The sequence below is a fragment of the Sinisalibacter lacisalsi genome (assembly GCF_014640115.1).
Lineage (GTDB): Bacteria > Pseudomonadota > Alphaproteobacteria > Rhodobacterales > Rhodobacteraceae > Sinisalibacter > Sinisalibacter lacisalsi.
The window spans coordinates 147,785-170,846 of the sequence record NZ_BMGI01000005.1; the positions used below are offsets into that span (position 1 = coordinate 147,785).

Genomic DNA, 23,062 nt, shown 5'->3' on the forward strand with positions numbered 1-23,062 from the left:
GATGAACGAAATCCACCGCATGGCGGGGCACCAGATCCGCCGGCTCAACCAGATCAGCCAGGCACTGTTCCGCGAGCGGATGGCTGCGGCGGGGGTGGAGCTGACGCCGGTGCAATACGCCGCGCTGGCCACGCTGGCCGAGCGCCCCGGGCTCGACCAGGCCAGCCTCGCCGCCGATATCGCCTATGACAAGGTCACCATCGGCGGCGTCATCGACCGGCTCGCCGCCAAGGGGCTCGTCGACCGCCGCCCCTCGCCCACCGACCGCCGTGCCAAGGCGCTGAGCCTCACGCCCGAGGGCACGGCGCTGCTCGTCCGCGTGCGGCCCGTCGTCTGGGCGCTGCAGGACGATATTCTCGGCGGGCTTTCGCAGGATGAGCGGAGCTGTTTTCTCGGCCTGCTCGCGCGCCTGACCGGGGCCGTCGACGCTAACGGCACCGACGCGGACGCGGCCGTCATGAAATAGGCGGTCTTTCGCCGCTCGCGCGAGGTTATCAAAAACTCATTCTGATTCAGATCAAGGCGCCCTTACCCTGCGTCACCCAGTATCGGTCCAAGGCAACCGCGAGATCTTGCGGAGGACAGCATGCACGACGTGATCTTCATCGGACGCCGCCGCGATGCAGCGCAGTATCGCGCCGCCGGGATCGCAAGCTTCGCGCCGGCGCAGCAGCACCTCGTTGAACGTGTGCTTGCCGAGCGCAAGCGGTGCCGCAGGCTGGCGATGACGCCCGAAACCTTCGAAGCCCTGCCGCCCGGCCTGGCGCGCGAGTTGCGCGCGAGCGAATGGCCCCGGCTGGTGCTCGTCACCGCCGACGACCGGCCGGGCTCGGCCCGCCGCCTGCCGCCGCACCTGCTGCCCACCGCGCCGCTGCCGCCGCTGATGGCCTGAACCCGGTTCAGCCCGCCGCGGCCAGCGCCGCCCGCTCGGCGCGCAGCGCCTCGATCCAGGCATACCACTTGTCCAGCCCCTCGCCGGTGAGCGCCGAGACGGTGAGCACACCGATATTCGGGTTCACCTGCCTCGCGTAGGCGATGCACTTTTCCACGTCGAAGGGCACGTAAGGCAAGAGGTCGGACTTGTTGAGCACCATCAACCGGGCGGCGGCGAACATGTCGGGATACTTGATCGGCTTGTCCTCGCCTTCGGTGACCGAGAGGATCACCACCTTCGCCGCCTCGCCAAGGTCGAACCCCGCCGGGCAGACGAGGTTGCCGACATTCTCTATGAACAGCACCCCGCCCGGCTCCATCTCCAGCGTGCCGAGCGCGCGGCGCACCATGTCGGCGTCGAGGTGGCAGCCCTTGCCGGTGTTGACCTGCACCGCCCGCGCGCCGGTTTCGCGGATGCGGTCGGCGTCGAGGCTGGTCTGCTGGTCGCCCTCGATCACGGTGATCGGCGCGCGCGCGGCCAGATCGCGCGCGGTGCGGGCGAGCAGCGTGGTCTTGCCCGAGCCGGGGGAGGAGACGAGGTTGAGCGCGAGCACGCCGGCCGCCGCGAGGTCTTCGCGGTTGTGGGCGGCCAGATGATCGTTATGGGCGAGGATGTTTTCCTCGATTTCGACGATCCGCGCCGGGCTCAACCCCGGGGCATGGGCCGCGCCGAGGGGGCCGTGATCGTGGTGATGATGGTCGTGGCCGTGCTCGTGGTGGTGATCATGGCCGTGGTGGTGATGATCGTGGCCGTGGCTTTCGCCCTCGATCGTCACATCCCCATGTCCGCATCCGCACGTGGTGCACATCGCAGCTTCCTCCTTCGCCCCGGCAAGGCCCGGGGTTCATCCTGTTCACGCCGAGTATCGCACCGCGCGCCGCGCGACGCACGGGATTTTTCGGCCTCAGCCCGCGGCGAACTCCACGCTGCAGGCCACGCAAGGGTCGATCGCCAGCACGTGCAACTCGGCCGCGACCGGGTCGAGCGGCGCACCGGTCAGCCCGGTGGCGACCGGCCCTCGGGCGGTGAAATTCGCCTCCGTCGGGGCCTCGGTCTCGCAGGCGGTGACGATCCCGTCGGCAATCTCCACGCGGTGGGTGAGCGGTCCGCGCGCGGTTTCCACCGTCGCCGCTCCCCGGCCGGTGTCTCGCGTGGCCGGGCGCGGCGGGGTTTCGGCGACTCGCGCCAGCGCCGCGGCCAGGGCATCCGGCAGGGCTTCCAGATCATGCCGCGACGCCGCGAGCCGGACGGCGAGCCCGGCGCCGTGGCGCGCGCGCAGGGCGGCGACGGCGGGGCTGTCCCAGTTGCGCGACAGGGCCCCGGCCTCCGGCCCCTGCCCCGGCGCAAGCGCGCCGAACCCCTCGATCCCGCGCGCGGCGAGGGCCTCGGCCAGCGCCCCGGGCAAAGGATCATCCGCCAGCGCCATCAGCGGCGCCAGCCGGTCGTCGAGCGCGCCAGGTGCCCCGAGGGCTGCCCCCGGCTGCCGCCAGCCCTCGCCCAGAACCCGCGCCTCGAGGCCGCGCTCCGCTTCCAGCGCCGCGCGCACGAGGTCGGGCCGCAGATCGAGCCCAAGCGCGCGCGGCCAGTGCAGGGCAAGGCGCATCACCGTCTGGGTCAGCATCTCGGCCAGCCGCGCCGCCTCGCGCGCTGCCGCCACGCCGGGCGCGGGCGCGATCCCGAGCGCCTGTTCCACCGCGTCGAGCGCGGCCACCGTCTGCGCCGCGCCGCAGAGCGAGAACACCCGGCCGATCCGCCGCGTCATCTCGGCGGCCTGCAGCCCCTCGAACATCCGTGCCGCCGCCACCGGCCGGGTCGAGGCGATGACGACGCCGCCCACGCGCCCGTTTTCGGGGGTGAGCGTCACCCGGATGGTGCCGGCGATATCTGGGGAAGGTCTGGTCATGCGCGCGCCCGGTCTGCCTTGCGCCGGGATAGGCCGGTGCCCCACCCCCACGCCTTGACCTGCGTCAAGCCCGGTTCATCAGCCGCGCCAGAAACCCGCCGCGCGCCTTCTCCGGTGGCCCGAGAAGCTCGTTCATCAGCGCCTCGACCCGCTGGCCCGAAACCACGTGATGCCCGCTGTCGACCTCGTCATGGAGGAAATCGGCAAGCGGCAGGATCGCCTCGCGGATCTTCTCGTGGCTGAAAATCTCCTGCGCCACGTCTTCCAGCTCGAACCAGATATCCTCCGGTGTGCGGCGGCCGTCGAGGCCCGAGACCAGCCGCGTAAGCTCGTCGATCCGCGCCACGTCGCCCGAGCAGCACGACGAGGTCTGGCAGGCGTGTTCCTCGGCGATCTGGCCGCCGAACAGCTCGATGCAGCGGTTTTCCAGCACCGCCGAGAGCGCGCGCAGCGAACTGCCGTGCAGAACCTTGTCGCTCTCCAGGATCGGCGGGCGCGGCAGCATCTTCACGCTCAGAACCTTGAAGCCCAGCGCCCGCGCGGTCAGCGCGTGGCCCGCTTCGTAGACCGCCAGGCGATAGGAGAGATCGGAACAACGCCCCTCGGGCACGGGGCAAACCTGGTATTCATACATCCTTGAGCGGCTCCTGTGTGGCATCTCCGGTGGCCTCGCCCTCGACCGCCGCGGCGCGCGTGACCACCTCGCCCGGCAGATCCACCGGGCGGGCCTTGGCGGAAGGATCGGCGTAACGGTCGTTGAGGTTCTGGATATGGCCCGCGACGGTGTCTCGGATCACCTGCAGCCGGGTCGCCGTGCGCCGGCTCCATCCCACCGGCGCGCGCCGGAAGATGGTGCGGAACCAGCGCGTGCCCTTGAGGAAGGCGGCGCGCAGATCGAGATCGACCTCGCCGTAGGCCTCGGGCAGCCCGCGTGCGATGCGCCGGGTCATCATCCCGCGCGCCCAGAAATGCACCGTTCCGGCCATGACCAGCGCCGCGATCAGCACCGCGCCCGCCTCCATCCGGTGCGCCATCATCCAGTCGAAGCCGAACATCCCCTCCGGCGGGGTCCAGCCCAGGGCATAGAGCAGCCCGCCGGTGGCGGCGACCACGAGGGCGAAGGCCAGCACGTCGATCACCGCCACGCCGCGCCGCCAGCGCCCGCGCGCGGCCTTGAGCTGGGGCAGCACGTCGTGCTCGATCTCCTTGGCCACGGTTTCGAGGAAGCTCACGATGCGGTAATTGCGGTGCAGCTCGACCTCGGCGATCCGGGCATGGATGCGGGCGAGATCGGTATCGCGCTTCTCGCGGAACCGCTCGCGCAACGCGTGGTTCTCGATCGGCACCGCCGCGGCCTCGTTGTAGATGGTGAAGAACTGCCCGGCCGAAAGCCCCGCCTGCGCCATCGCCCGCTGCCATGCGCCGACCACGTCCTCGGGGTTGTCTTCCTTGGCCGCGGTGTCGATCTGGTTGAGAATGTAGAGGAACTTGGAGGCATCGGTGCGCTTGGCGGTGCGCCGCACGAGGTGTTCCAGCGTGTCCTGCATCGCGCCCGGCTCGGGGTGGCGGGCGTCGAAGAACACCAGCACGAGATCCGACAGATCGATGATGTGATCGGTGATGCGCAGGGTCGAGCGGCGCTGGTCGTCGGCGTCGAAGCCGGGGCTGTCGATGATGATCTTGTTCTCGATCGCCGGGTTGCGGGTGGTGCGCAGCTGCAGGTAGCTCTCGATATGCTTGCCCTCGCCCTTCGCCACCTTCTCGATCTCCGAGGAGATCCGGTAGAAGGGAAAACGCGGATCGGCGTCGAGCGCGGTGCCCGGCAGGGTGCGGTTGGCGTCGGTATCGGAGGTGCGCTGGCAGATCACCGTGAACTTGTCGTCCACCGCCTGGTTGCCGGTGTCCTGCACCTTCTCGCCGATATAGGCGTTGATGAAGGACGACTTGCCGCTCGAAAACGTGCCCAGAACCGAGATCAGCGGCCACCACGAGATCCGCGAGGCCAGCGAGCTTTCGCGCCCGATCAGCCCCATGCGGCGCAGGATCTTGTCGAATTTGTAATAGGTCGGCAGCACCTCGAGCAGAACCGGGTTTTCGGCCTTGAGGTGCTGTTCGAGCCGGGCGAGGCGGTTGGCGAGCGATTGGTTCATGGCGGCATCCTTCGCATCCGTCCTAGCGGTTCTGCAGACGCGTGGCGAGGGCCTGAGCCTTGTCCGGGGCGATCTGTCCCAGCACCGGCAGAAGCCCGGCCGCCTGCCCTGCCCGCCCCTCGGCGATGAGCAATTCACCGGCGCGCAGGAAGGCCGCGGCCGCGGCCTCGTAATCGCGGCTGGCAAAGCGGAAGTTGCCAAGTTCGCCCAGCAGGTCAGGGTTGTCGGGATGGGCGGCGACGAGCGCCGCGAGCCGGTCGCCGGCGCCGGCGATGTCGCCCGCCCAGTAGGCCGCGCGCGCGGCGTTGAGCGCCTCGGAGAGGTCCGGGTCGGTGCCGCCGGCCGGGGCCGACTGCGGCGCGGGGGCGGAGGGCGCCGGCGCGGCGGGCGCGGCTTGCGGGGTTTGCAGCACGCCCGGCGCGGGCGGCGGCGCGGGTTGAGACTGCGACGCCGAGGCGGTGGGCGCCGGAACCGTCTGGGCCGCCGCCAAGGGTTGTGCCGGGGCGGCCGGCTGCATGGGCGCGGCCGGCGCAGCGGGGGCGGCGCTCACCTCGGCGGGCGAGTCACCGAAGACGAGGCGGCCCAGTTTGTCGCGGTTGAACACCGCGAGCACGGCGAGGATCAGCACGACATAGATCACAACGAGGCGCAGGATCGGCATCAGCACGGGATCAGTCCTTCCAGATGGGGCGCGGGCGGTCAGCCATGGATCGCCCGGGCGAGATCGTCGAGTTCCTTTGCCGCCTTGCCGCCGGGCTCGAGTTCGAAGGCCGCGAGCCCCTCGGAAAACGAGCGCCGGAAGGCCAGCCGCTGCACCAGCTTGGGGCCGAGCGGCTTGATCCCCGGCAGGAGCCGCAGCGCCGCCCGGGTCTCGGCGTTTTCGCGCGAGCGCGGGTGCGGATCGGCGCGGTTGATGAAGCCGAAAACCTGCGGCTTGCGGCCGGTGCCACGCTCCTCGGCGATGATTTCGAGGAAATGCTGCGTCGCCCAGATATCGGCCTGCGACGGCGTCACCGGCACCACGATGCGGCCCGCCGCGCGGATCGCGGCGCGCATCGCCTCGGTGTCGGACAGCCCCACGTCGGCCAGCCACTCGCCGCCGGCGCCACCCTTGCCGGGCAGGCCGTGGGCGATCTCGAGGGGCGGCTGGTAGCCCATCTCTGCGCGGATCTCGGCCACGTCCGAAACGGTGCGCTGCGGATCGAGATCGCAGATCGTCACCGCCTTGCCGCGCGCCGCGAGCCAGAGCCCCATGTTGAACACCACCGTGCTCTTGCCGGTGCCGCCCTTGAAGTTGGCGTAGAGCGTGAACATCCCCCCTCCCCTCGTCAGTTACCCTGGCCCGGCACCGGCCCGGCAGGCCCGTCGAGCTTGGTCCAGCCCGCGGGCACTTCGAACAAGGCGGGATCGACGGGGCCGACGCGGATATCCTCCAGCTCGCGCACAGCGCCGGTAATCATCTCCTCGCGGATCTCCACCCGCAGTTCGGGGTCGTAGAACCAGGCGCCGCTCTGCGCCGGCTGGCCCGGCGCCTCGAAACTCATGCTCCAGTGCTCGACGCGGCGCCCGGCGACCTCGACCATCGACAGGAAGGCCATGCGCATCACGCTGCCATCGGGCCCGGTCTGGCGCAGGGCGCGGTGGCGCGCGCCGTCCCACAGAACGGTGGAAACACCGGGCTGGCCCGGCATCCCGATTTCCCAGATCTCGGCGGTGATGCCCGAGATCACCTCGGTGCCCTTGAAGGTGCAGCTCAGCCCCGGGTCGCCTTCCTGGCAGGGCGGCATGTAGCCCGCGCCGGTCGGGTCGGGCGCGGGCGCGCCGCGCATCTCGAAATAGGTCTGCTTCGCCGGATCGAGCAGGTACATCACCCCCTCGGCGCGGCGGATGATCTGGACGACGTCGCGGCCGTTCTCGGTGTATTCGAGCCGCATGTCGGGGCCGGACTTGACGACCGCGCCGGTGTCGACGCTGCCGTCGGGCAGCCGGTGCACCGCGCGGGCGGTATAGGCCGGGGGCTCGCTGGCCTGGGCCAGCGCCGCGCCGGTCAGGCCGAGCGAGAGGACAAGCGCGCCGAGCGCGCGGAGCGGAAAGATCGACATGGCGGGTCTCCTCTGGCCGGACCATCTCGGGCGGACCGGCAAGGCCCGCCCCCGGGTGGCCGGGAGCGGGCGGTGATGTCAGGCCGTCACGGCCTTATTCCTCGGCGGCCGGTTCCTGCGGCTCACCGTCGCCGTAACCCGGGGCAGCAGGTGCCTCCTGGCCGGGCGCCATCATGCCCGGAGGGGGCATCTGGCCCGGGGGCATCTGGCCGTAGGGGTAGCCGTAGCCGTAGGGGTTCTGGTAGCCGTAGCCGTAACCCTGGCCCTGGCCCTGACCGCGGCCGGCGCCCTCGGCGCTGCCCGACATGCCGAAGTTGAACGACCCGGTGCCGTCGGAGTTGCCCATGAACGGGCCCCAGTTGTTGCCCCAGTTGTTGCCGCCGCCCCAGGGCATCCAGTTGTTGCCCCAGCCGGGTCCACCCCAGCCCGGACCCCAGTTGTTGCCCCAGCCGGGGCCGCCCCAACCGGGAGCACCGTAGCCGTAACCGGGGGCACCGTAGCCCGGGGCAGCACCGTAGCCCGGGGCAGCACCGTAGCCCGGACCCCAGTATTGCGCCTGAGCGGCGGTGGTTGCCGCGCCAGCGAGGCCCAGGGCAATGGCGGCGGTCGCGATAAGCTTGCGCATAGTTCCATCTCCATTTTCAACGTCCCGAGTTCAATCTGGAGGGAGGCACCGGGACGCATGCCTTGCTCCATCAATCGACGCCAGAATGGCGCCATTCTCCTCCCTCGGCCTACCAGAAGCCGAAAGGCGAAAATCCTCCCATCGGTGACATGGTGCCACCCGGGCTCCAGCCACCGAGGCCGTTGTTCCATCCGCTGCCGAGCCCGGGCGCGCCGGCGCCGTATCCAAGCCCGGGATATCCGCCGAGCCCCGGGTAACCGCCGAGACCAGGATAGCCGCCAAGACCGTAGGGCACGCCGGCGCCATAGCCTGCCAGCGGGTAGCCCGCGCCCGGCACGCCGGGGTAGAGCGGAACATTGGCGTAGCCGCCCGCGTAGGGCACGCCGCCATAGCCCGGCATCAACCCGCCCGGCGCCGGGATCGCCCCGGTCTGCGGTGCCGCGCCGGCCTGCGGTGCGGCGGCGCGCGGCGGCGCCGGGGTCACCGGCTGGCCGGGCTGCATCGGCGGGCCGGACTGCATCTGCGGAGCGGGATAAGTCGTCGGCCCAGCTGCGTTTGCCGCCGCTCCGGCCCGGCCGGTGGCGAGGCGCTGTTCGAGATCGGCCGGCGCGTAGCTGCCGGGGGCGGGCCCGCGCGGGACCAGCGGCGCGGGACGCGTCGTGGCATAGCTCGCCCCGGGCACCACCGTTTGCGGGCTCCATGGATTGGTCACCTGCGCCGCGGCCGAGGCGGCGGTGGCGAGGCTCGCGAGGGCAAGCGCGGCGCTGCGCAGCCCGGGCGCGCGCGCGCCCTTCGATGTCCGCCGAGGGGTGAGCCTCATTGCCCGCCTCCCCAGCCCTGCGGCGCGCCCCAGCCCCAACCGGGAACCGGAAGGTAGGGGGCGGGCTGATAGCCGCCCGGCCCCGCCATCGGCGGGGCGGCGATGACTCCCGTGCCGCCGCCCATACCTTGCATCGGCGCGGCATAACCGGGGAAATAGCCCGGCGCGGCGGCGCGGCCGTAGCCGGGGCGCTGCGGCGTGGCCGGCGACGGCGGCGCGAAGCGCGGGGCATTCTCCTCCGCCATCGCGGTTGGCGCGGTGTCGGCCCCGGCGGCGGGCGGCTGCATCCAGTAGGGCAGCTGCATGCCCGGCGGCGGCGCGAGGCGCTGCCCGATCGCCGGCGGCTGCGCCGGTGCGTTCCCCGGCGCCACGGACAGGGGCACCGGCATCAGCGGATAGGGCCCCGGCACCGGCGGCGCGGGCATCTGCCCCTGCGCGGCCAGCGGCACGGCGAGCCAGAGCGTCAGCAGACCCGCGCCGATCCCTGCGAAAGCTGCGATCCTAGACATCGCTCTCTCCTTCCTGACCCTTGAGCCGGATCCCGCGACGCCCGCCGGAAGGCCGGGCTGCGGGTTTGGTCGCTGGTTTGGTCGCGGCAGGTTTACTGCTGGCCGGCTTGGCCTTCGGGGCCGACTTGGCCTTGCTCGCGGCGGGTTTCGATGCGGGTTTCGTGGCAGTGGCCTTCGCCGGCGCAGCCTTGGGCGCACTCGTCTTGGCCTTCGCCGGGGCGCTGGCTGCCGCCTTCGGCGTCGCCGTCTTGGATTTCGCGGCGCTGGTCGCTGTCTTCGGCGTGGCGGTCTTGCCCTTCGACGCGGGAGCCACCGCCTTGGACGCGCTGGGCTTGGACTTGGTCTTTGCCTTCGGCTTGGGCGCCGGGGCGGCCGGCGCTTCCGGCTCGGGCGTGCTCTTTGCCGTCGGGGCGGGGGCGGCCTCGGGCTGCGCTTGCGGCTCGGGCGCGGTGTCGGTCGCACCCGGCGTGGTCACCGGGGCGGGTGCGGTGGCCGCCGGAGCGGGCGTGCCCACCGCGCGCGGCATCGCCGCCTCGCGCCGCGCATGGCCCGCGCTCAGCGCGGCGCCGATCGCCCTGGCGCCGCTGGCGATGACGCCACCGATCATCGCGAGCAGGCCGACCAGGCCGCCCAACCCCTTCGACAGGCTGCGCATGATGCCGCCGCCGGCGCCACGCTCGGCGCGGGCGCGGGCCAGCGCCGCGTTGCTGTCGCCGGGCTCGGGGCCGACCGGGCCGCCCGTCGTCGCCATCAGCGCCGCGCCGTCGTCGCCGCCGCCATTCGGCAGGTCGGCGATCAGCGCCTTGCGGAAACTCACGCAGCCCATCGGGATCACCACGAGGGTGAGCAGCGTCGAGACCAGCCCGCCGAACATCAGCGAGATCGCCATGCCTTGGAAGATCGGGTCGGACAGGATCACCGAGGAGCCGACGATCAGCGCCGCGGCGGTGATCAGGATCGGCCGGGTGCGGGTCTGGCAGGCGTTGATCACCGCATCCTGCACCCGCATCCCCTTTTCCACCGCGTGGCGGGAGAAATCGACCAGCAGGATCGAGTTCCGCACGATGATGCCGGCAAGCGCGATGAAGCCGATCATCGAGGTGGCGGTGAAGGACGCGCCGAGCATCCAGTGCCCCGGCACGATGCCGATGAGCGTGAGCGGGATCGGCGCCATGACGATCGCCGGCAGGGTGAAATTGCCGAACTCCCAGACCACGAGGATATAGATCAGGATCAGCGCCGCGCCGAAGGCCAGCCCCATGTCGCGGAAGGTTTCATAGGTGACGGTCCACTCGCCGGTCCATTCCAGCGACGAGGTCAGGCTGTCTTCGGGCGGGCCGATGTAATTGGTGTCGACGCGCACGCCGTCGGGGGCGATGTAGTCGTCGAGCAGGTCTTCCATCTGGAGGATGCCGTAGATCGGCGCGCCGAGGCGGCCGGCGACATCGCCGGTGACGTATTCGACCGCGCGCAGATCCTTGTGATAGACTGGGTCGTCGAGCTGGAACTGCTCGAAATGTCCCAGCTCGGTGAGCGGGATCATCATGCCGTTGGCCGAGGGAACCGGCAGTTGACCGAGGCGGCCGAACTGGCCGCGCAACGCGAGCGGCATCTGCAGGTAGATGAAGCGCGGCTCAACAGCACGTTCGTTCTTCACGTCGCCGAGGATGTAGCCGCCCATCACCATCTCGAGCTGGCGGTTGATCGTTTCGACCGAGACGCCCCGGCGCGAGGCCTTCTCACGGTCGACCACGAAGCGCCAGGAGGTGTAGGGCATCTGCATGTAGCTGTCGACGTCGACGATCACCTCGGCCTGGCGGAACATCTCCTCCACGTCGCGCGCGACCTGCCGGCGGGTGGCGTCGTTGGGGCCGTAGATCTCGGCCACCATCGTCTGCAGCACCGGCGGCCCCGGCGGCATCTCGATCACCTCGATGCGCGCGCCCATCGCCGAGGCGATCGGCGTGAGCTGTTCGCGCGTCCAGGCCGCGAGGTCTTCCGACGAACGCTTGCGCGCCTTCTTGTGCACCAGCTGCACCTGGATATCGGCCTGCCAGGGGTCGGAGCGCATGTAGGAGTGACGCACGAGGCCGTTGAAGTTGAACGGGCTGGCGGTGCCGACATAGCTTTGCAGCGCCACGACCTCGGGGATCTGGACCAGCTCCTCGGCCAACCGCCCGACCACGTTGGCCGTGACCGGCAGCGGCGTGCCGTCGGGCATGTTAACGGTGACGTTGTATTCGGGCTTGTTGTCCTTGGGCAGCATCTTCACCGTCACGCTGGTGGTGTAGAACAGGAACAGGCTGAGGAAGAAGACGAGGAGCAGCCCGAGGCCGAAGGCCCAGCCCACCACGCGGTTGGTGATCAGCGGCACCAGCAGCTTTACGAAGAAGCGGTTGAGCGCGAGGTTCTGGCGGTGCTCCTTCTCCTGCGACCGGGCGAGCAGGTGCATCGGCGGGCGGATGCGCTGGGCCAGCCAGGGCGTGAAGATGAAGGCGGCGAACAGCGAGAACAGCATCGCCACCGAGCCGAGCGCCGGGATCGGCTCCATGTAGGGGCCCATCATGCCCGAGACGAAGCCCATCGGCAGCAGCGCCGCGATCACGGTGAAGGTGGCGAGGATCGTCGGGTTGCCGACCTCGCGCACCGCGTCGACGTTGCAGTCGGGGGTGCAGGAGCCCTCTTCCAGCCAGCGGCGGTAAATGTTTTCGACCACCACGATGGCGTCGTCGACGAGGATACCGATCGAGAAGATCAGCGCGAAGAGCGAGACCCTGTCGATGGTGTAGCCCAGGAGCCAGGCCGAGAACACGGTGATCAGGATCACGATCGGGATCACCACCAGCACCACCACCGCGGCGCGAATGCCCAGCGCCATCCCGATCAGCAAGGTCACCGCGGCGGTGACTATGAAGAGCTTCAGGATCAGCTCGTTGACCTTCTCGTTGGCGGTCTCGCCGTAGTTGCGTGTGATCTCGACGTGAACATTGTCGGGGATCAGGTCGCCCTTCAGCCGCTCGACGTAGGCCAGTACCTCGTTGGCCACGCTCACGCCGTTGGACCCCGCCTTCTTCGCCACCGCGATGGTGATGGCGGGGGCGCCGAGGGGCGCGAGCGGGGCGGCGGCGGCGCCCGCGTCGGCGCCGTGCGCGCCATAGGCCGGCCCGGTGTAATAGGCGACCATCGAGGTGGCGTCGTCGGTGGCCTCGGTAACCAGCGCCACGTCGCGGATATAGGTGGGCTGGCCCTGGTGCACGCCGACCATCAGGTTCTCGATGTCGCGCGCGTTCTGCAGGAAGGCCCCGGTATAGAGCGTGAAGGCGCTGGCGCCGGCCTCGATCTGCCCCACCCCGCGCTCGGAATTGGCCGAACGGATGGTCTGGGCGATCTCGTCGAGCCCGATGCCGAAGCCGGCGAGGCGCTCGGGGAAAACCTCGACCTTGATCGCGTCCGACCGGCCGCCGACGACGAAGCTCTGCGCGGTGTTCGGCACTTCCTTGAGGCGCTGCATCACGTCGAGGCCGAGCGCCCGGAGCGCGCCCTCGTCGAGGTCGTGGCTCCACATCGTGAGGGTGACGACGGGCACGTCGTCGACCCCCTTGGGCTTGATCAGCGGCATCGACACGCCGGGCGGGATCTTGTCGAGGTTCGACTGGATCTTGTCATTGAGCTTGACCAGCGAAGGGCCCATCTCCTCGCCGACATCGAACTGCACCGTAACCATCGCGCCGTCGCGCTCGGAGACCGAGTAGACGTGCTTGACGCCGGGGATCTCGCTCATCAGCCGTTCGAGCGGATCGGTGGCGAGCGCCGCCACCTGGTTGGCGGAGGTGCCGGAATACTCGAACAGGATGTCGATCATCGGCACCGAGATCTGCGGATCTTCCTGCCGCGGGGTAAGCGCGAGCCCGGCGATACCGAGGGCGAGACAGGCGACCAGCAGCAGCGGCGAGAGCGGCGAATGGATGAAGGCCCGGGCAAGCTTGCCCGCGAGCCCGAGGTTCTGGTCACCGTGGGTTGCCTGGTCGCTCATGCCGGTCCCCTCAGCCCCTTACTGGCCCGAAACCAGCGAGGCGGGCGGATTGAGGATCACCACCTCCCCGCCCGAAAGGCCGGACACGACCGAGATGCGCCCGTCGGGCAGCGGGTAGCCCACCCGCACGATCCTGAGCGAGGGCCGCCCGGCGTCGAGCACGAAGACGGACGGCAGGCTGCCGCGCCAGACCAGCGCCTCCTGCGGCACGGCGGTCTGCGCCTGCGTCGGCACCGAGGCGTCGGGAACGGTCACCTCGGCATACATGCCCGGCCCCCCAGGGGTGCCGAGCGGCAGGTCGAACTTGACGGTGACGGTGTGGCGGCCGGGGTCGGCCACCGGGAAGATCTGCGCCACCCGCGCCTCGACCTGCGCACCGGCGTCGAGGCGGGCGGGCACCAGCATGCCCTCGGAAAGCCCGGCCGCAAGGCGCACCGGCACGTCGGCCTCGATCCGCAGGTATTCGACATAGGCATAGGTGATGAGCGGCATGCCGGGCTGCACCGTGTCGCCAACCTCGACATGCTTGGCCATCACGATCCCGTCGAACCCGGCGACCGACTGGAAATCCTTCAGCGAGGCGTCGAGCGCCTCGAGGTTGGCCTGCGCCGCCGCCAGCGCGCTCTGCGCCTGGTCGACGCCCACGCCGGCACCGTAGAGATCGGCCTGGCGTTCGAGCCCGGGATTGGTCTGCCCCGCCGCAGAGGCGAAGCCGCGGGTGAAGAACTGGTCGAACATCGCCGGCGCGCCCATGCCCGGCATGCCGGTGATCGAGTTGACCCGCGGGCTGTAGAGCTCGCGCGAATACTGCATGTAGGAATTGCGCACCGCCGCCTCGGCCTGCAGCACCTGGCTTTCCGCCGCGCGGCGTTGCGCGGCGAGGTTTTCGTCACCGATCCGCACCAGCACCTCGCCCTCGGCCGCCTGATAGCCCTCGGCCCCGGCGATGAAGATCACCTGCCCCGGCACCTGGGCCGAAAGCGTGACCTGTTTGAACGGGATCACCGTGCCGCCGACGGTGGCGCTGCCACCGATCTGTGTGCTGACGACGGGCGCGGTGAGGAACTGGCCGTAGGTTGACGCAGGGGCAGTGGACTGGGCCTGCAAACCGGGTGCGCACAGGACGCAAAACGCCGTTGTCGCCGCGATTCGAAGCGCCCTGTTCATGTCCGTCCTCCCTGACCACGATTCGATACCGTCGCAACACGTGCACAAATCGGAATATAATTATTCATTAGCACACGAATCGGTAATTTCATTACTTTTTTTTCCGCAACGCACAGTTTCGCACCATGACACACATCAAGCTGCGATAATCATTGAACGAATCAGTCGCGGGCCGCGCGCCGGCGGCGCACGCATTCTTTTGACCGCATAAGTTGTGAAACGGCGCACGATGATCGCGCGCCGAAGCCACGCGCCCGGCGTGAAACATGAAAGATCAATGAGTTAGCTATAACCTGAGTTTTTGACTCAGAACGGGAAGGGGCCGCCGCCGAACATGTAGGACGCCGGGTTCGAAAACGCGTAGGACGCGCGCCCCACATCGTTCGTCATCCGCCCGATATTGGCATTCATCACCTGCATCGAGTGAGTCATCCCGCCCATCATCGCGGTCATCTCGCCCATGTCGGCGGTGATTCCGTCCATGCTGGCGTTCATCTCGCCGATGTCGGCCGAAAGCGTCGCCATCGAGGCATCCATCCGGTCCATCGCGCCGCGCATCGCCACCATGTTCTCGTTCATGCCGTTCATGTCGGTGACCATGGATTTGAAGCTGCCGTTCAGGTCGACCATCACGTCGGTCAGAACATAAACCTGCCGGGCCATGCCCCACATCACCCAGGTGAAAATCGCCATCACGATGACGATCCCGAGCGTCATCGCGCCGATGAAACCGCCGCTGTTGACCCGCCGATACATCTGTCCTCCCCCGCCATCCGGCCCGTAGGTGCGCCGCGCGGGGCCATGTCCGCCGGTCACATTATCATACTGCAATATTTCGAGATGACCCGGTCAGGCAAGCAAATCCGACGCGGCAGCGCAGCGAAGCCCGGGTCAGCGGCGGGCGTTGCGGATGCGCAGCGCCTCCTCCTGGTCGCTTTCGTCGAGGTATTCGGTGATCGCGGCGAGATCGGCCTTGGTCTCGGGCAGGATCACGTTTTCCAGCGCCCGCGCGCGCCGCTCGGTGGCGCGATACTCGGCGATCAGCCTCTGGATATTGGCCGCGCGGGCCGCCACACGCAGCGCGTGCGGCACCAGGGCGGCGAAGGCGGCGCGGCAGGCCTCGGCGGCCTCGGAGGCGTCGAGCGCCGCTTGCGGCGCCGGTGGGTGCCAGCTGGCGTCGGGCGGTTCGAGCAGGTCGAGGCCAAGGAAGTTGCGGTGGCCGAAATCCATGGCCTCGCCCTGCCCCGCGCCCGCCGGGTAGTGCTGCAGCGCCGCGAAGCCATGGCGCGCGATCGCCGCCTTCAGCGCCGCCACCGCCGCCGCCATCGCCTCGTCGTAGGCGGCGCGCGACGCCCGCCAGGCGGAAAGTTCCTCCAGCAGCGTCGCCGCGAGCAACATGCGTTTTTCGTCGAGGAACTCGTAGCCGGTCTCGATGAACCGCTTTTCCTCGGCCAGCGCCAGCGCCGCGCCGCGGGTGGGAATGACCTCAGCCATCGCCCGCCTCCGTCGCCGTCTCTGCCCGCGCCAGAACCGGCGCGATATGCTCGGCGATCTGCGCATCGGACAGCCGCGCAAGCTCGCCCGGCGGCAGCATGGCGAGGATCTCCCAGCCCAGCGCGAAGCTTTCTTCGAAGCCCCGCATCGCCTCCTGGCTGACGAAATCCGCCTCGAACCGGTCGCCGAAATCGAGATAGAGCCGGTCGGTCTCGGTCAGCCCGTCGCGCCCGACCACGCTGGAAAGCACCCGCACCCGCGCCGCGCGCGCGTAGGCGGCGAAGAGCTGTTGGGCCAGCGCGGGGTGATCGGGGTGGGTGAAGCCCTCGCCGATGCCCTGATCCATCAGCCGGCTGAGCGACGGCAGCACGTTCACCGGCGGGTAGATGCCGCGATGCTCCAGCGCCCGGTCGAGCACCACCTGGCCTTCGGTGATGTAGCCGGTGAGATCGGGGATCGGGTGGCTGATATCATCCGCCGGCATGGTCAGGATCGGCAGTTGCGTGAGCGTGCCCGCCCGGCCCTTGATCCAGCCCGCGCGCTCGAAAATGGTGGCGAGGTCGGAATACATGTAGCCGGGGTAGCCCTTGCGCGAGGGGATCTCGCCGTGGCTGGCCGAGACCTCGCGCAGCGCCTCGCAATAGTTCGTCATGTCGGTGAGGATCACCAGCACGTGGCGGCCCTCGTCGAAGGCGAGGTATTCCGCCGCCGTCAGCGCGTAGCGCGGGGTGAGCAGGCGCTGGGCGGACGGTTCGGAGGCGAGGTTGAGAAACATCGCGGTGTGTTCGAGCGCGCCCGATTGCTCCATCGCGGCGCGGAAACTCTCGGCGCTGTCATGGCTCACCCCGATGCCGGCGAAGACCACGGCGAAGCCCGCCTCATCCTCGCCGCGCAGCCGCGCGGTCTGGGCGATGCCGGCGGCGAGCCGGTCGTGCGGCAGGCCGCCGGCCGAGAAGATCGGCAATTTCTGCCCGCGCACGAGGCTGTTGAGGATGTCGATCGACGACACGCCGGTTTCGATGAAGTCCTTCGGCAGGCCCCGGGTGGCGGGGTTGATCGTGCCGGTATCGACCCGGCGGCGCACCATCTCGGGCACCGGCGGCCCGCCGTCGCGCGGCCGGCCGACGCCATCGAACACCCGGCCGAGCAGGCCGGGGCCGAGCGCCATGGTCATCGGCTCGCCGCGAAAGCGCACGGTCACGTCGTCGATGCCGAGGCCCGCGGTGCTTTCGAGCAGTTCCACCACGATGCGCTCCTCGTCGAGCCCGACGATCCGCCCGAGCCGGGCGCGACCATCGGCGCCCTCGACCGCGACGGCCTCGCCCAGCCCGGCCCTGACCACCCGGCGCAGGAACACCAGCGGCCCCTCGATGGCGGTGACGGCGCCCCCTGCCCCCAGATCAAACCGCATCGTTCACCTCCCGGCCGAGCGCGGCCATTTCGGTTTCCATCTCCTCGACGAGGGCGGCGAAGCGGGCCGGGTCGCCGTCGGCGATCTCTTCGCCCATCCGCGCGAGGCGGCGGTAGAACCCCGCCGCCGCGATCGCCTCCACCTTCACGCCGCGCGCCACCGCGGCCTCGGCGAGATCGAAGAACCGCATCAGCGTGCCGAGCATCTCGGTCTGCTTGTCCGGTGAGCAGGTGCGGTCGGTGGGCGAGAAGGCGGACTGGCGCAGGAAGGCGTCATCGACCAGACCGGCGCAGAGCAGGGTGAGCTGCTGCGTCGGCGGCATCGCGTCCTTGCCGACGATGCGCGCCATGCGTTCAAGCCCGGCCTGGGCTTCGAGCAGGTCGAGGATGCGGCCGCGCTGTGCGCGCCAGTTGGGGTTGCCATGCGCCGTCCACCATTCAACGAGGCCTGCGGCGTCTTCCGAGTAGCTCTGCAGCGGATGGATCGCGGGGTAGAAGCGCGCCTGCGCCCGGCCCCGGTCGAGCCCCCAGAAGGTGCGCACGTAACGCTTGGTGTGGCTGGTGACGGGCTCGGAAAAATCGCCCGCCGGCGGGCTGACCGCCCCGATCACGGTGAGCGACCCCCGGCGGCCGCCCTGCGTCTCGACCGAGGCGGCGCGCTCGTAGAACTCACTCATCCGCGACGAAAGGTAAGCCGGGTAGCCGCTTTCCGAGGGCAATTCGCCCAGCCGACCCGAGACTTCGCGCAAGGCTTCTGCCCAGCGCGAGGTGCTGTCGGCCATCAGGGTGACGTTGAAGCCCTGGTCGCGGAAATACTCGCCCACCGTCACCCCGGTGTAGATCGAGGCCTCGCGCGCGGCGACCGGCATGTTGGAGGTATTGGCCACGATCACCGTGCGTTCCATCAGCGGCCGGCCGGTGCGCGGATCTTCCAGTTCGGGAAACTCGTGCAGCACCTCGGCCATCTCGTTGCCGCGCTCGCCGCAACCGACATAGACGATCACGTCGGCGTCGCACCACTTGGCCAGTGTCTCCTGCAGCACCGTCTTGCCGGTGCCGAACCCGCCGGGAATGGCCGCGCGCCCGCCCCGGGCGATGGGAAACAGGCTGTCGAGGATGCGCTGGCCGGTGACCATCATCTCGTCGGGCGGCAGGCGGCGGGTAACCGGGCGCGGGCGGCGCACCGGCCAGTCATGCGCAAGTGTGATCTCGCGGGTGGAGCCATCGGGCAGCGCGAGCCGCGCCGCAGGATCGTCGAGCCCGATCTCGCCCGCCTCGATATGGGTCAGCTCCGCCTCGGCAACATCGGGCGGCACGAGCAGGCTCTGCGCCTTGGCCGGGCCCTCGACCTCGGCGAGCACAGCCCCGGCGCGCAGGCGCTCGCCGGGCTCGACCAGCGGGCGCAGCTGGTAACGCTGGGCCACCGCCTCGGGCGCGAGCGGGCGCAGCAGCCCGTCGAAGATATTGCCAAGCAGGTGCGGCCCGAGCCGCACCGAGAGCGGCAGGCCGCTGCCGCGCAAGCCATCGCCGGGGGCAAGCCCGGTGGTGTCTTCGTAGATCTGCACGGTGATCTCGTCGCCCGACAGCCGCACCACCTCGCCAAGCAGCGCCGCATCGCCCACGTGCACCGCCTCGCCGAGGCTGAACCCGCCTTCGCGCCGTGCCCGGATCACCGGCCCGGCCACCGATGTGATGACAGCTTCGCTCATGCCCTGTCCTCCTTCTCGCGCGCGATCTCGGCGAGCAGCGCCGCCCCCGTCGCCTCGCGGTCGGCGATCAGCGCGGCGAGGCTCGCGTCGAGCCATGCGGTGGCGGTGCGGATGCGCAGCCCTGCGCCGATCGTGGTGTCGGTCTCGAAGGCGGGCGCGGTGCCGGTGGCCTGCGTCACCTCGCCTGCGAGCCTGTCGATCTCGCCCGGCGTCAGGTCGCCGGGATGCGCCACGGTCCAGTCCCCCGGCCCGAGCCGCGCCACGGCCAGCCGCAGCGCCGCGCGGGCCCAACCGATCCGCGTTTCCGCCTCGCCCCAGAGCGCGGCGAGCGCAGCTTCGAGCGCGGGCAGCCCGGCCTCGATCTCGGCGCGCGCCTCGCGCCCGCGCAACTGGCGGCGGGCGGTGTCGAGCCGGGCGGCCTCGAACCGCAGGGCCTCGGACCGGGTGCGCCTGAGCCCGGCGATCTCCGCCTGCACCCGGGCGCGGGCCTGAGCATGGGCGGCCTTGATCTCCGCCGCCGCCTCGGCCTCGGCCTCGGCCCGGATCCGGGCCAGTTCCGCCTCGGTCTCCGCCTCGATCCGCGCGATCAGCGCCTCGGCCCGGTCGGGCCCGTTCACGTCGTCCATCTCACACCTCGATCCCGAGGGCGCGGCGCACCTCGGCCTCCATGTCGGGCACCCCCGCCTGCCCCTGCGCATCCGGCACCAGCGCGAGCAGCGGCGCCGGTCCGGCCTCCAATACGCGCGCGAGCGCATCGGGCAGCGCCGCATGCGCCGCCGCCGTCATCATCAATACCCGCGCGCCCGGCGCCTCGGCCTCGACCACCGCCGCCAGCTCCTGCGGCCCTGGCGCGAAGCTCTCAACGCCCGCGAGCCGGAAGCCGGCGGCCGTCACCGCGTCGCCGATGAAGACGATCTCCCGCATCGCTCACACCGCGTTCAGGATCAGCACGGCCACGATCAGGCCGTAGATCGCGATCCCCTCGGCGAGGCCGACGAGGATCAGGAGCCGCCCGAGCAGTTCCGGCTTTTCGGTGAGCGCGCCCACCGCGGCGCTGCCCACCACCGCCACGGCGTAAGCAGCACCCAGAGAGGCGAGCCCGGCCGAGATCGCCGCGCCGATCATCGCCATCCCGGCATGGGGCGCGGCCGGGGCAGCCCCGGCGGCTTCGACGGCGGTTTGGGCCGCCGCGGGGCCGAGCCAGAGATAGGTGAGCGCGGCGGCGAGCGGCAGCGCCAGCGCGATGAGGCCAATGAAGGGGGCGGTGATAGGTTTCATGATGTGGTTCCCTCTTTGAAATGTTGGCCCGGCGCCGAGAGCGGGCGGAACTCGCGGCCCTCGGCGCGGAAGAAGCGGATGAAGAACTCGAACAGGATAAGGCGGGTGGTCTGGATGCCGGTCACCAGCGCCTCAAGCGTCAGGATCAGCAGGTTGCCGAGCAGCAGCGCGATCCAGAAGCCGACGCCGCCCATCGCCTCGGCCACGCCCACCACCGCCGCCGAAAGCCCGCCGTGCGCCAGCGCGAAGGCGCCGACCCGGGCGAAGGAGACGGTGGAGACCAGCAGCCGCATCAGCGTTTCGACGAACTCGGCCGCCGCCTTGCCCGCCGCGGCGGGCGACCAGCCGTCGGCGCCGCGCGCGCCGGCGAGGGTGAGCGCCAGCCCCAGCGGCAGGGCCCAGGCCAGCGCCGGCACCGCCCAGGCCGCGAGCAGCCCGGCCCAGGCCAGCGCCACGCCGCCGACCCCGGCGGCCCAGCGCATCAGCTGCCCGTGCCAGGCCGCCTGCAGCAGGTCGAGCGTGATGGCGAGCGCCAGCAGGGCCGCGCCGATCGCCAGCGCCGCGGCCAGCACCGTGATCGGTTCGTCGAGCGGGTGCAGCCAGAGCGCCGGGATGATCCCCTCCATGCTGAACAGCGAGCCGAACAGCACGCCGAAGACCATCGCCATGATCCCGCCGGGGATCAGCAGGAACAGGAGCGGCAGGCGGCGGTGCAGCAAGAGCCCCACCAGCACCAGCACCGCGCCCTGCCCGACATCGCCGAACATGAAGCCGAACAGCACCGGCGCGATCATCGCGGTGAGGATCGAGGGGTCGATCTCGCGGTCGGCGGGCACGCCGAGCAGGCGCGGGAAGAACTCGAAGGATTTCAGCCAGCCCGGGTTGTCGAGCAGCATCGGCGGATCGCCCGGCGCGCCTTCGCCCAGCGTGAGCGCATAATCGGCCTCGGCGGCGTCGAGCGCGGCGCGGATCTCGGCCCCGGCCGGATCGCGGGTCCAGCCGGTGATCCGCATCACGTGGCGGCTGGCGGTGATGTCGGCGGAATTGGCGGCGAGCCATTCGAGCACCGCGACGCGGTCGAGCAGCCCGGCCAGGCCGGTTTCCTCGGCGAGTTCGTCGAGGCGGTCGCGGTGCACGCCGCAGGTATCGGCGATGGCCGCACTGTGCTCGCGCACCTGGGCCGCGTGGCCGATGGGATCGTCGCGCAGGAAATCGGGCAGCGGCACCGGGGTTGCCCGCAGACTCGCCATCCGTTCGGCCAGCCCCGCCATTGCACGACGCTCGGCCAGCACCACGAGGAAAGCGCCGCGCTCGGTGGGGAAAAGCTCGGTGAACGCCGCGCCCAGATCGGGGAGATCGGGCAGATCGGGCACCGGCGCGGGCAGGAAGAAGATCGCGTGATCGACGAGCCGCCCGCCGCCCGCACCGAGGCGGGCCAGCGGCAGGTGGCCCGGCGCCGCCTCCACCAGTTCCCCGATCAGCGCAAGCTCGCCCAGCCGCGCCTCGCAGGCGCGGATACTGGCGATGATCGGATCGGCCGCCTTCACCCAGCTTTCGAGCCGGTCGAGGGTTTCCTCGAGCACCGCGATGGGGTTTTCGAGCACCAGCCCGGCATGGCCGCGCGCGGCGGGCCAGTAGCCGCCGTAATCGGCCTCGAGCGCGTGGAAGGCGGCGAAGAACTCCTCGAGCCGGGGCAGCACCGGCTCGGAGTCCGCCAGCGGGCGCGCTTCGAGCTGGGCCGCGCCACTGGCGGCGAGCACCTGCATCGCCAGCGCGAAATGCTGGCGGCTGGTGAGCAGTTCGAACCATGTCGTCGGGCGCGGGCGCAGCATCAGGCAGCCTCCCCTTCGCCGGTGACGGGATACATCCGCGCGAGCAGGAGCGCGCCGCGCAGCCGTTCGAGATCGAGCGCCATCAGGCCGAGGAAGGCGAAGGCGGCGGCGGGCTCGCCGGCGCGGGCGCGCAACAGCCGTTCCAGCCCACGTTTGAGCACCCGCCGCTCGGTGAGCGCGCGCGGCGGACCCTCGAGATAGGCCGCGATCAGCGGGGCGAGCGGTTCCAGCGCGGCCGCCCCGCCGCGCGGCAGGCGCGCGGTGAAGCCCGTTTGCCACGCCGCACCGGCGCGCGCGCCCGCCTCGATGGCCTGCGCGAGCGAATCGCCCCCCGGCAGGGCCAGCGGCGTATCGGCATCGGCCAGCCCGAGATGTGGCAGGAGCACCCACCATTCCAGCGGCGCGCGCCAGGCCGGGGGCGTCCAGCGCGCCACCTCGTCGACCTGCTCCGCCCAGGCTTTGCGCAAGCCCGTCTCGACCGCCTCGCGGCTGCTCTCGCGCCCGAGCCGGGCCACGGAGGGCGCAAGCGCCGTGCGCTTGGCCGCGTCGAGCGCCTGTACCAGATCACGGCCGGTTTCGATCATCTGCCACTCGGGCGCTTCTGGCCGCGCCGCGAACCGGGCCTGCATCCGGGCCTGGGCATATGCGAAACCGGCCTGTCTCATGAGCTGTCGATCCCGGCGAGGCGGCGGGCGAGGCGGCGCGCGGCGGCGGTGATTCGCGCATCGTCGGGCGGTGCCGCGAGATCGACCCGTTCGGCCTCGAAGGCCTGCGCCATCCGCGCCTTCTCTTCTGCGATGAACTCCTGCATGCCGGCGTGAAGCGCCTGCAGCCGCCGGTCGGCGCGGGCCGCGATCCGGCGCGCCTCGGCGCGCGCGGCCTGCCCCGCCTCCCGCGCTACGCGGTGGCCGGCTTCCACCCGCGCGTCGGCGGCCTTCTCGGCATCGAGCACGCGTTGAAAGCCGCTGCCCGCGCCGCTGGTTTGCCGATGATCCGACATCCCGTCTCCTCCCGGTCCGAACGCCCCGAAAAGGCGCGCCGTGCTCGATCTCCTGCTTATATTCTCATTTCAAAATATGATCCACGCCTTGATCTG

General features: G+C 70.6%; 24 protein-coding genes. 2 read left to right on the top strand and 22 right to left on the bottom strand.

Annotated features, from left to right (window positions below):
* Nucleotide 1: 1 nt before the first annotated feature.
* A complete protein-coding gene (locus IEW01_RS14705; RefSeq protein WP_229738293.1) occupies nt 2–466 on the top strand; it encodes a MarR family winged helix-turn-helix transcriptional regulator in 465 nt (154 codons plus the stop codon).
* Between the two features lie 120 nt (nt 467–586).
* The gene (locus tag IEW01_RS14710) at nt 587–892 is read left to right on the top strand and encodes a hypothetical protein (protein WP_188529080.1); all 306 of its coding nucleotides are present in this window, start codon (nt 587–589) and stop codon (nt 890–892) included.
* A 7-nt stretch (nt 893–899) separates the two neighbouring features.
* Here IEW01_RS14710 and hypB read toward each other — a convergent pair whose 3' ends face one another.
* The 22 genes from hypB to IEW01_RS14820 all read right to left on the bottom strand — a co-directional run bounded on the left by hypB (nt 900) and on the right by IEW01_RS14820 (nt 22,966).
* A complete protein-coding gene (gene hypB, locus IEW01_RS14715) occupies nt 900–1,742 on the bottom strand; it encodes a hydrogenase nickel incorporation protein HypB (protein WP_188529082.1) in 843 nt (280 codons plus the stop codon).
* A gap of 96 nt (nt 1,743–1,838) precedes the next feature.
* Nucleotides 1,839–2,837, bottom strand: a complete 999-nt coding sequence (locus IEW01_RS14720) for a hypothetical protein (protein ID WP_188529084.1) — start codon at nt 2,835–2,837, stop codon at nt 1,839–1,841.
* Between the two features lie 64 nt (nt 2,838–2,901).
* Nucleotides 2,902–3,471 (bottom strand): hypothetical protein, encoded by a 570-nt coding sequence (locus IEW01_RS14725; protein WP_188529086.1) that lies wholly within the window; start codon nt 3,469–3,471, stop codon nt 2,902–2,904.
* Nucleotides 3,464–4,987 (bottom strand): dynamin family protein, encoded by a 1,524-nt coding sequence (locus IEW01_RS14730; RefSeq protein WP_188529088.1) that lies wholly within the window; start codon nt 4,985–4,987, stop codon nt 3,464–3,466. The genes IEW01_RS14725 and IEW01_RS14730 overlap by 8 nt, the downstream gene beginning before the upstream one ends.
* Nucleotides 4,988–5,009: 22 nt before the next feature.
* Nucleotides 5,010–5,654, bottom strand: coding sequence for a hypothetical protein (locus IEW01_RS17790; RefSeq protein WP_188529090.1), 645 nt, complete (start codon nt 5,652–5,654; stop codon nt 5,010–5,012).
* Between the two features lie 32 nt (nt 5,655–5,686).
* Entirely contained in the window at nt 5,687–6,301 is a 615-nt protein-coding gene (locus IEW01_RS14740; protein WP_188529092.1) for a nucleotide-binding protein, read from the bottom strand.
* 14 nt (nt 6,302–6,315) lie between these two features.
* The gene (locus tag IEW01_RS14745) at nt 6,316–7,089 is read right to left on the bottom strand and encodes a hypothetical protein (RefSeq protein WP_188529094.1); all 774 of its coding nucleotides are present in this window, start codon (nt 7,087–7,089) and stop codon (nt 6,316–6,318) included.
* Between the two features lie 94 nt (nt 7,090–7,183).
* Nucleotides 7,184–7,714 carry a hypothetical protein gene (locus tag IEW01_RS17805; RefSeq protein WP_188529580.1) on the bottom strand — a complete coding sequence of 177 codons (531 nt, stop codon included), beginning with the start codon at nt 7,712–7,714 and terminating at the stop codon, nt 7,184–7,186.
* 109 nt (nt 7,715–7,823) lie between these two features.
* Entirely contained in the window at nt 7,824–8,534 is a 711-nt protein-coding gene (locus tag IEW01_RS14755) for a hypothetical protein (RefSeq protein WP_188529096.1), read from the bottom strand.
* Entirely contained in the window at nt 8,531–9,043 is a 513-nt protein-coding gene (locus IEW01_RS14760) for a hypothetical protein (RefSeq protein WP_188529098.1), read from the bottom strand. Before IEW01_RS14760 ends, IEW01_RS14755 begins: the two co-directional genes overlap by 4 nt.
* Complete coding sequence (locus tag IEW01_RS14765) at nt 9,036–13,076, bottom strand: efflux RND transporter permease subunit (RefSeq protein WP_188529106.1); 4,041 nt, start codon at nt 13,074–13,076, stop codon at nt 9,036–9,038. The genes IEW01_RS14760 and IEW01_RS14765 overlap by 8 nt, the downstream gene beginning before the upstream one ends.
* A gap of 18 nt (nt 13,077–13,094) precedes the next feature.
* Nucleotides 13,095–14,243 carry an efflux RND transporter periplasmic adaptor subunit gene (locus tag IEW01_RS14770; protein ID WP_188529109.1) on the bottom strand — a complete coding sequence of 383 codons (1,149 nt, stop codon included), beginning with the start codon at nt 14,241–14,243 and terminating at the stop codon, nt 13,095–13,097.
* A 306-nt stretch (nt 14,244–14,549) separates the two neighbouring features.
* Nucleotides 14,550–15,074 (bottom strand): methyl-accepting chemotaxis protein, encoded by a 525-nt coding sequence (locus IEW01_RS14775; RefSeq protein WP_229738295.1) that lies wholly within the window; start codon nt 15,072–15,074, stop codon nt 14,550–14,552.
* Between the two features lie 60 nt (nt 15,075–15,134).
* Complete coding sequence (locus IEW01_RS14780) at nt 15,135–15,737, bottom strand: V-type ATP synthase subunit D (RefSeq protein WP_188529113.1); 603 nt, start codon at nt 15,735–15,737, stop codon at nt 15,135–15,137.
* Nucleotides 15,730–17,148, bottom strand: a complete 1,419-nt coding sequence (locus tag IEW01_RS14785; RefSeq protein ID WP_188529115.1) for a V-type ATP synthase subunit B — start codon at nt 17,146–17,148, stop codon at nt 15,730–15,732. Before IEW01_RS14785 ends, IEW01_RS14780 begins: the two co-directional genes overlap by 8 nt.
* Complete coding sequence (locus IEW01_RS14790) at nt 17,138–18,856, bottom strand: V-type ATP synthase subunit A (RefSeq protein ID WP_188529117.1); 1,719 nt, start codon at nt 18,854–18,856, stop codon at nt 17,138–17,140. Before IEW01_RS14790 ends, IEW01_RS14785 begins: the two co-directional genes overlap by 11 nt.
* Complete coding sequence (locus tag IEW01_RS14795; RefSeq protein ID WP_188529119.1) at nt 18,853–19,482, bottom strand: hypothetical protein; 630 nt, start codon at nt 19,480–19,482, stop codon at nt 18,853–18,855. Before IEW01_RS14795 ends, IEW01_RS14790 begins: the two co-directional genes overlap by 4 nt.
* A gap of 1 nt (nt 19,483) precedes the next feature.
* Nucleotides 19,484–19,780: a V-type ATP synthase subunit F gene (locus IEW01_RS14800; RefSeq protein ID WP_188529121.1), complete on the bottom strand. Its 297-nt coding sequence runs from the start codon at nt 19,778–19,780 to the stop codon at nt 19,484–19,486.
* A 3-nt stretch (nt 19,781–19,783) separates the two neighbouring features.
* Complete coding sequence (locus IEW01_RS14805) at nt 19,784–20,134, bottom strand: ATP synthase subunit C (RefSeq protein WP_188529123.1); 351 nt, start codon at nt 20,132–20,134, stop codon at nt 19,784–19,786.
* Nucleotides 20,131–21,966 carry a V-type ATPase 116kDa subunit family protein gene (locus tag IEW01_RS14810; protein ID WP_188529125.1) on the bottom strand — a complete coding sequence of 612 codons (1,836 nt, stop codon included), beginning with the start codon at nt 21,964–21,966 and terminating at the stop codon, nt 20,131–20,133. Before IEW01_RS14810 ends, IEW01_RS14805 begins: the two co-directional genes overlap by 4 nt.
* Complete coding sequence (locus IEW01_RS14815; RefSeq protein WP_188529127.1) at nt 21,966–22,631, bottom strand: hypothetical protein; 666 nt, start codon at nt 22,629–22,631, stop codon at nt 21,966–21,968. Before IEW01_RS14815 ends, IEW01_RS14810 begins: the two co-directional genes overlap by 1 nt.
* Nucleotides 22,628–22,966 carry a hypothetical protein gene (locus IEW01_RS14820; protein ID WP_188529129.1) on the bottom strand — a complete coding sequence of 113 codons (339 nt, stop codon included), beginning with the start codon at nt 22,964–22,966 and terminating at the stop codon, nt 22,628–22,630. Before IEW01_RS14820 ends, IEW01_RS14815 begins: the two co-directional genes overlap by 4 nt.
* Nucleotides 22,967–23,062 lie beyond the last annotated feature (96 nt).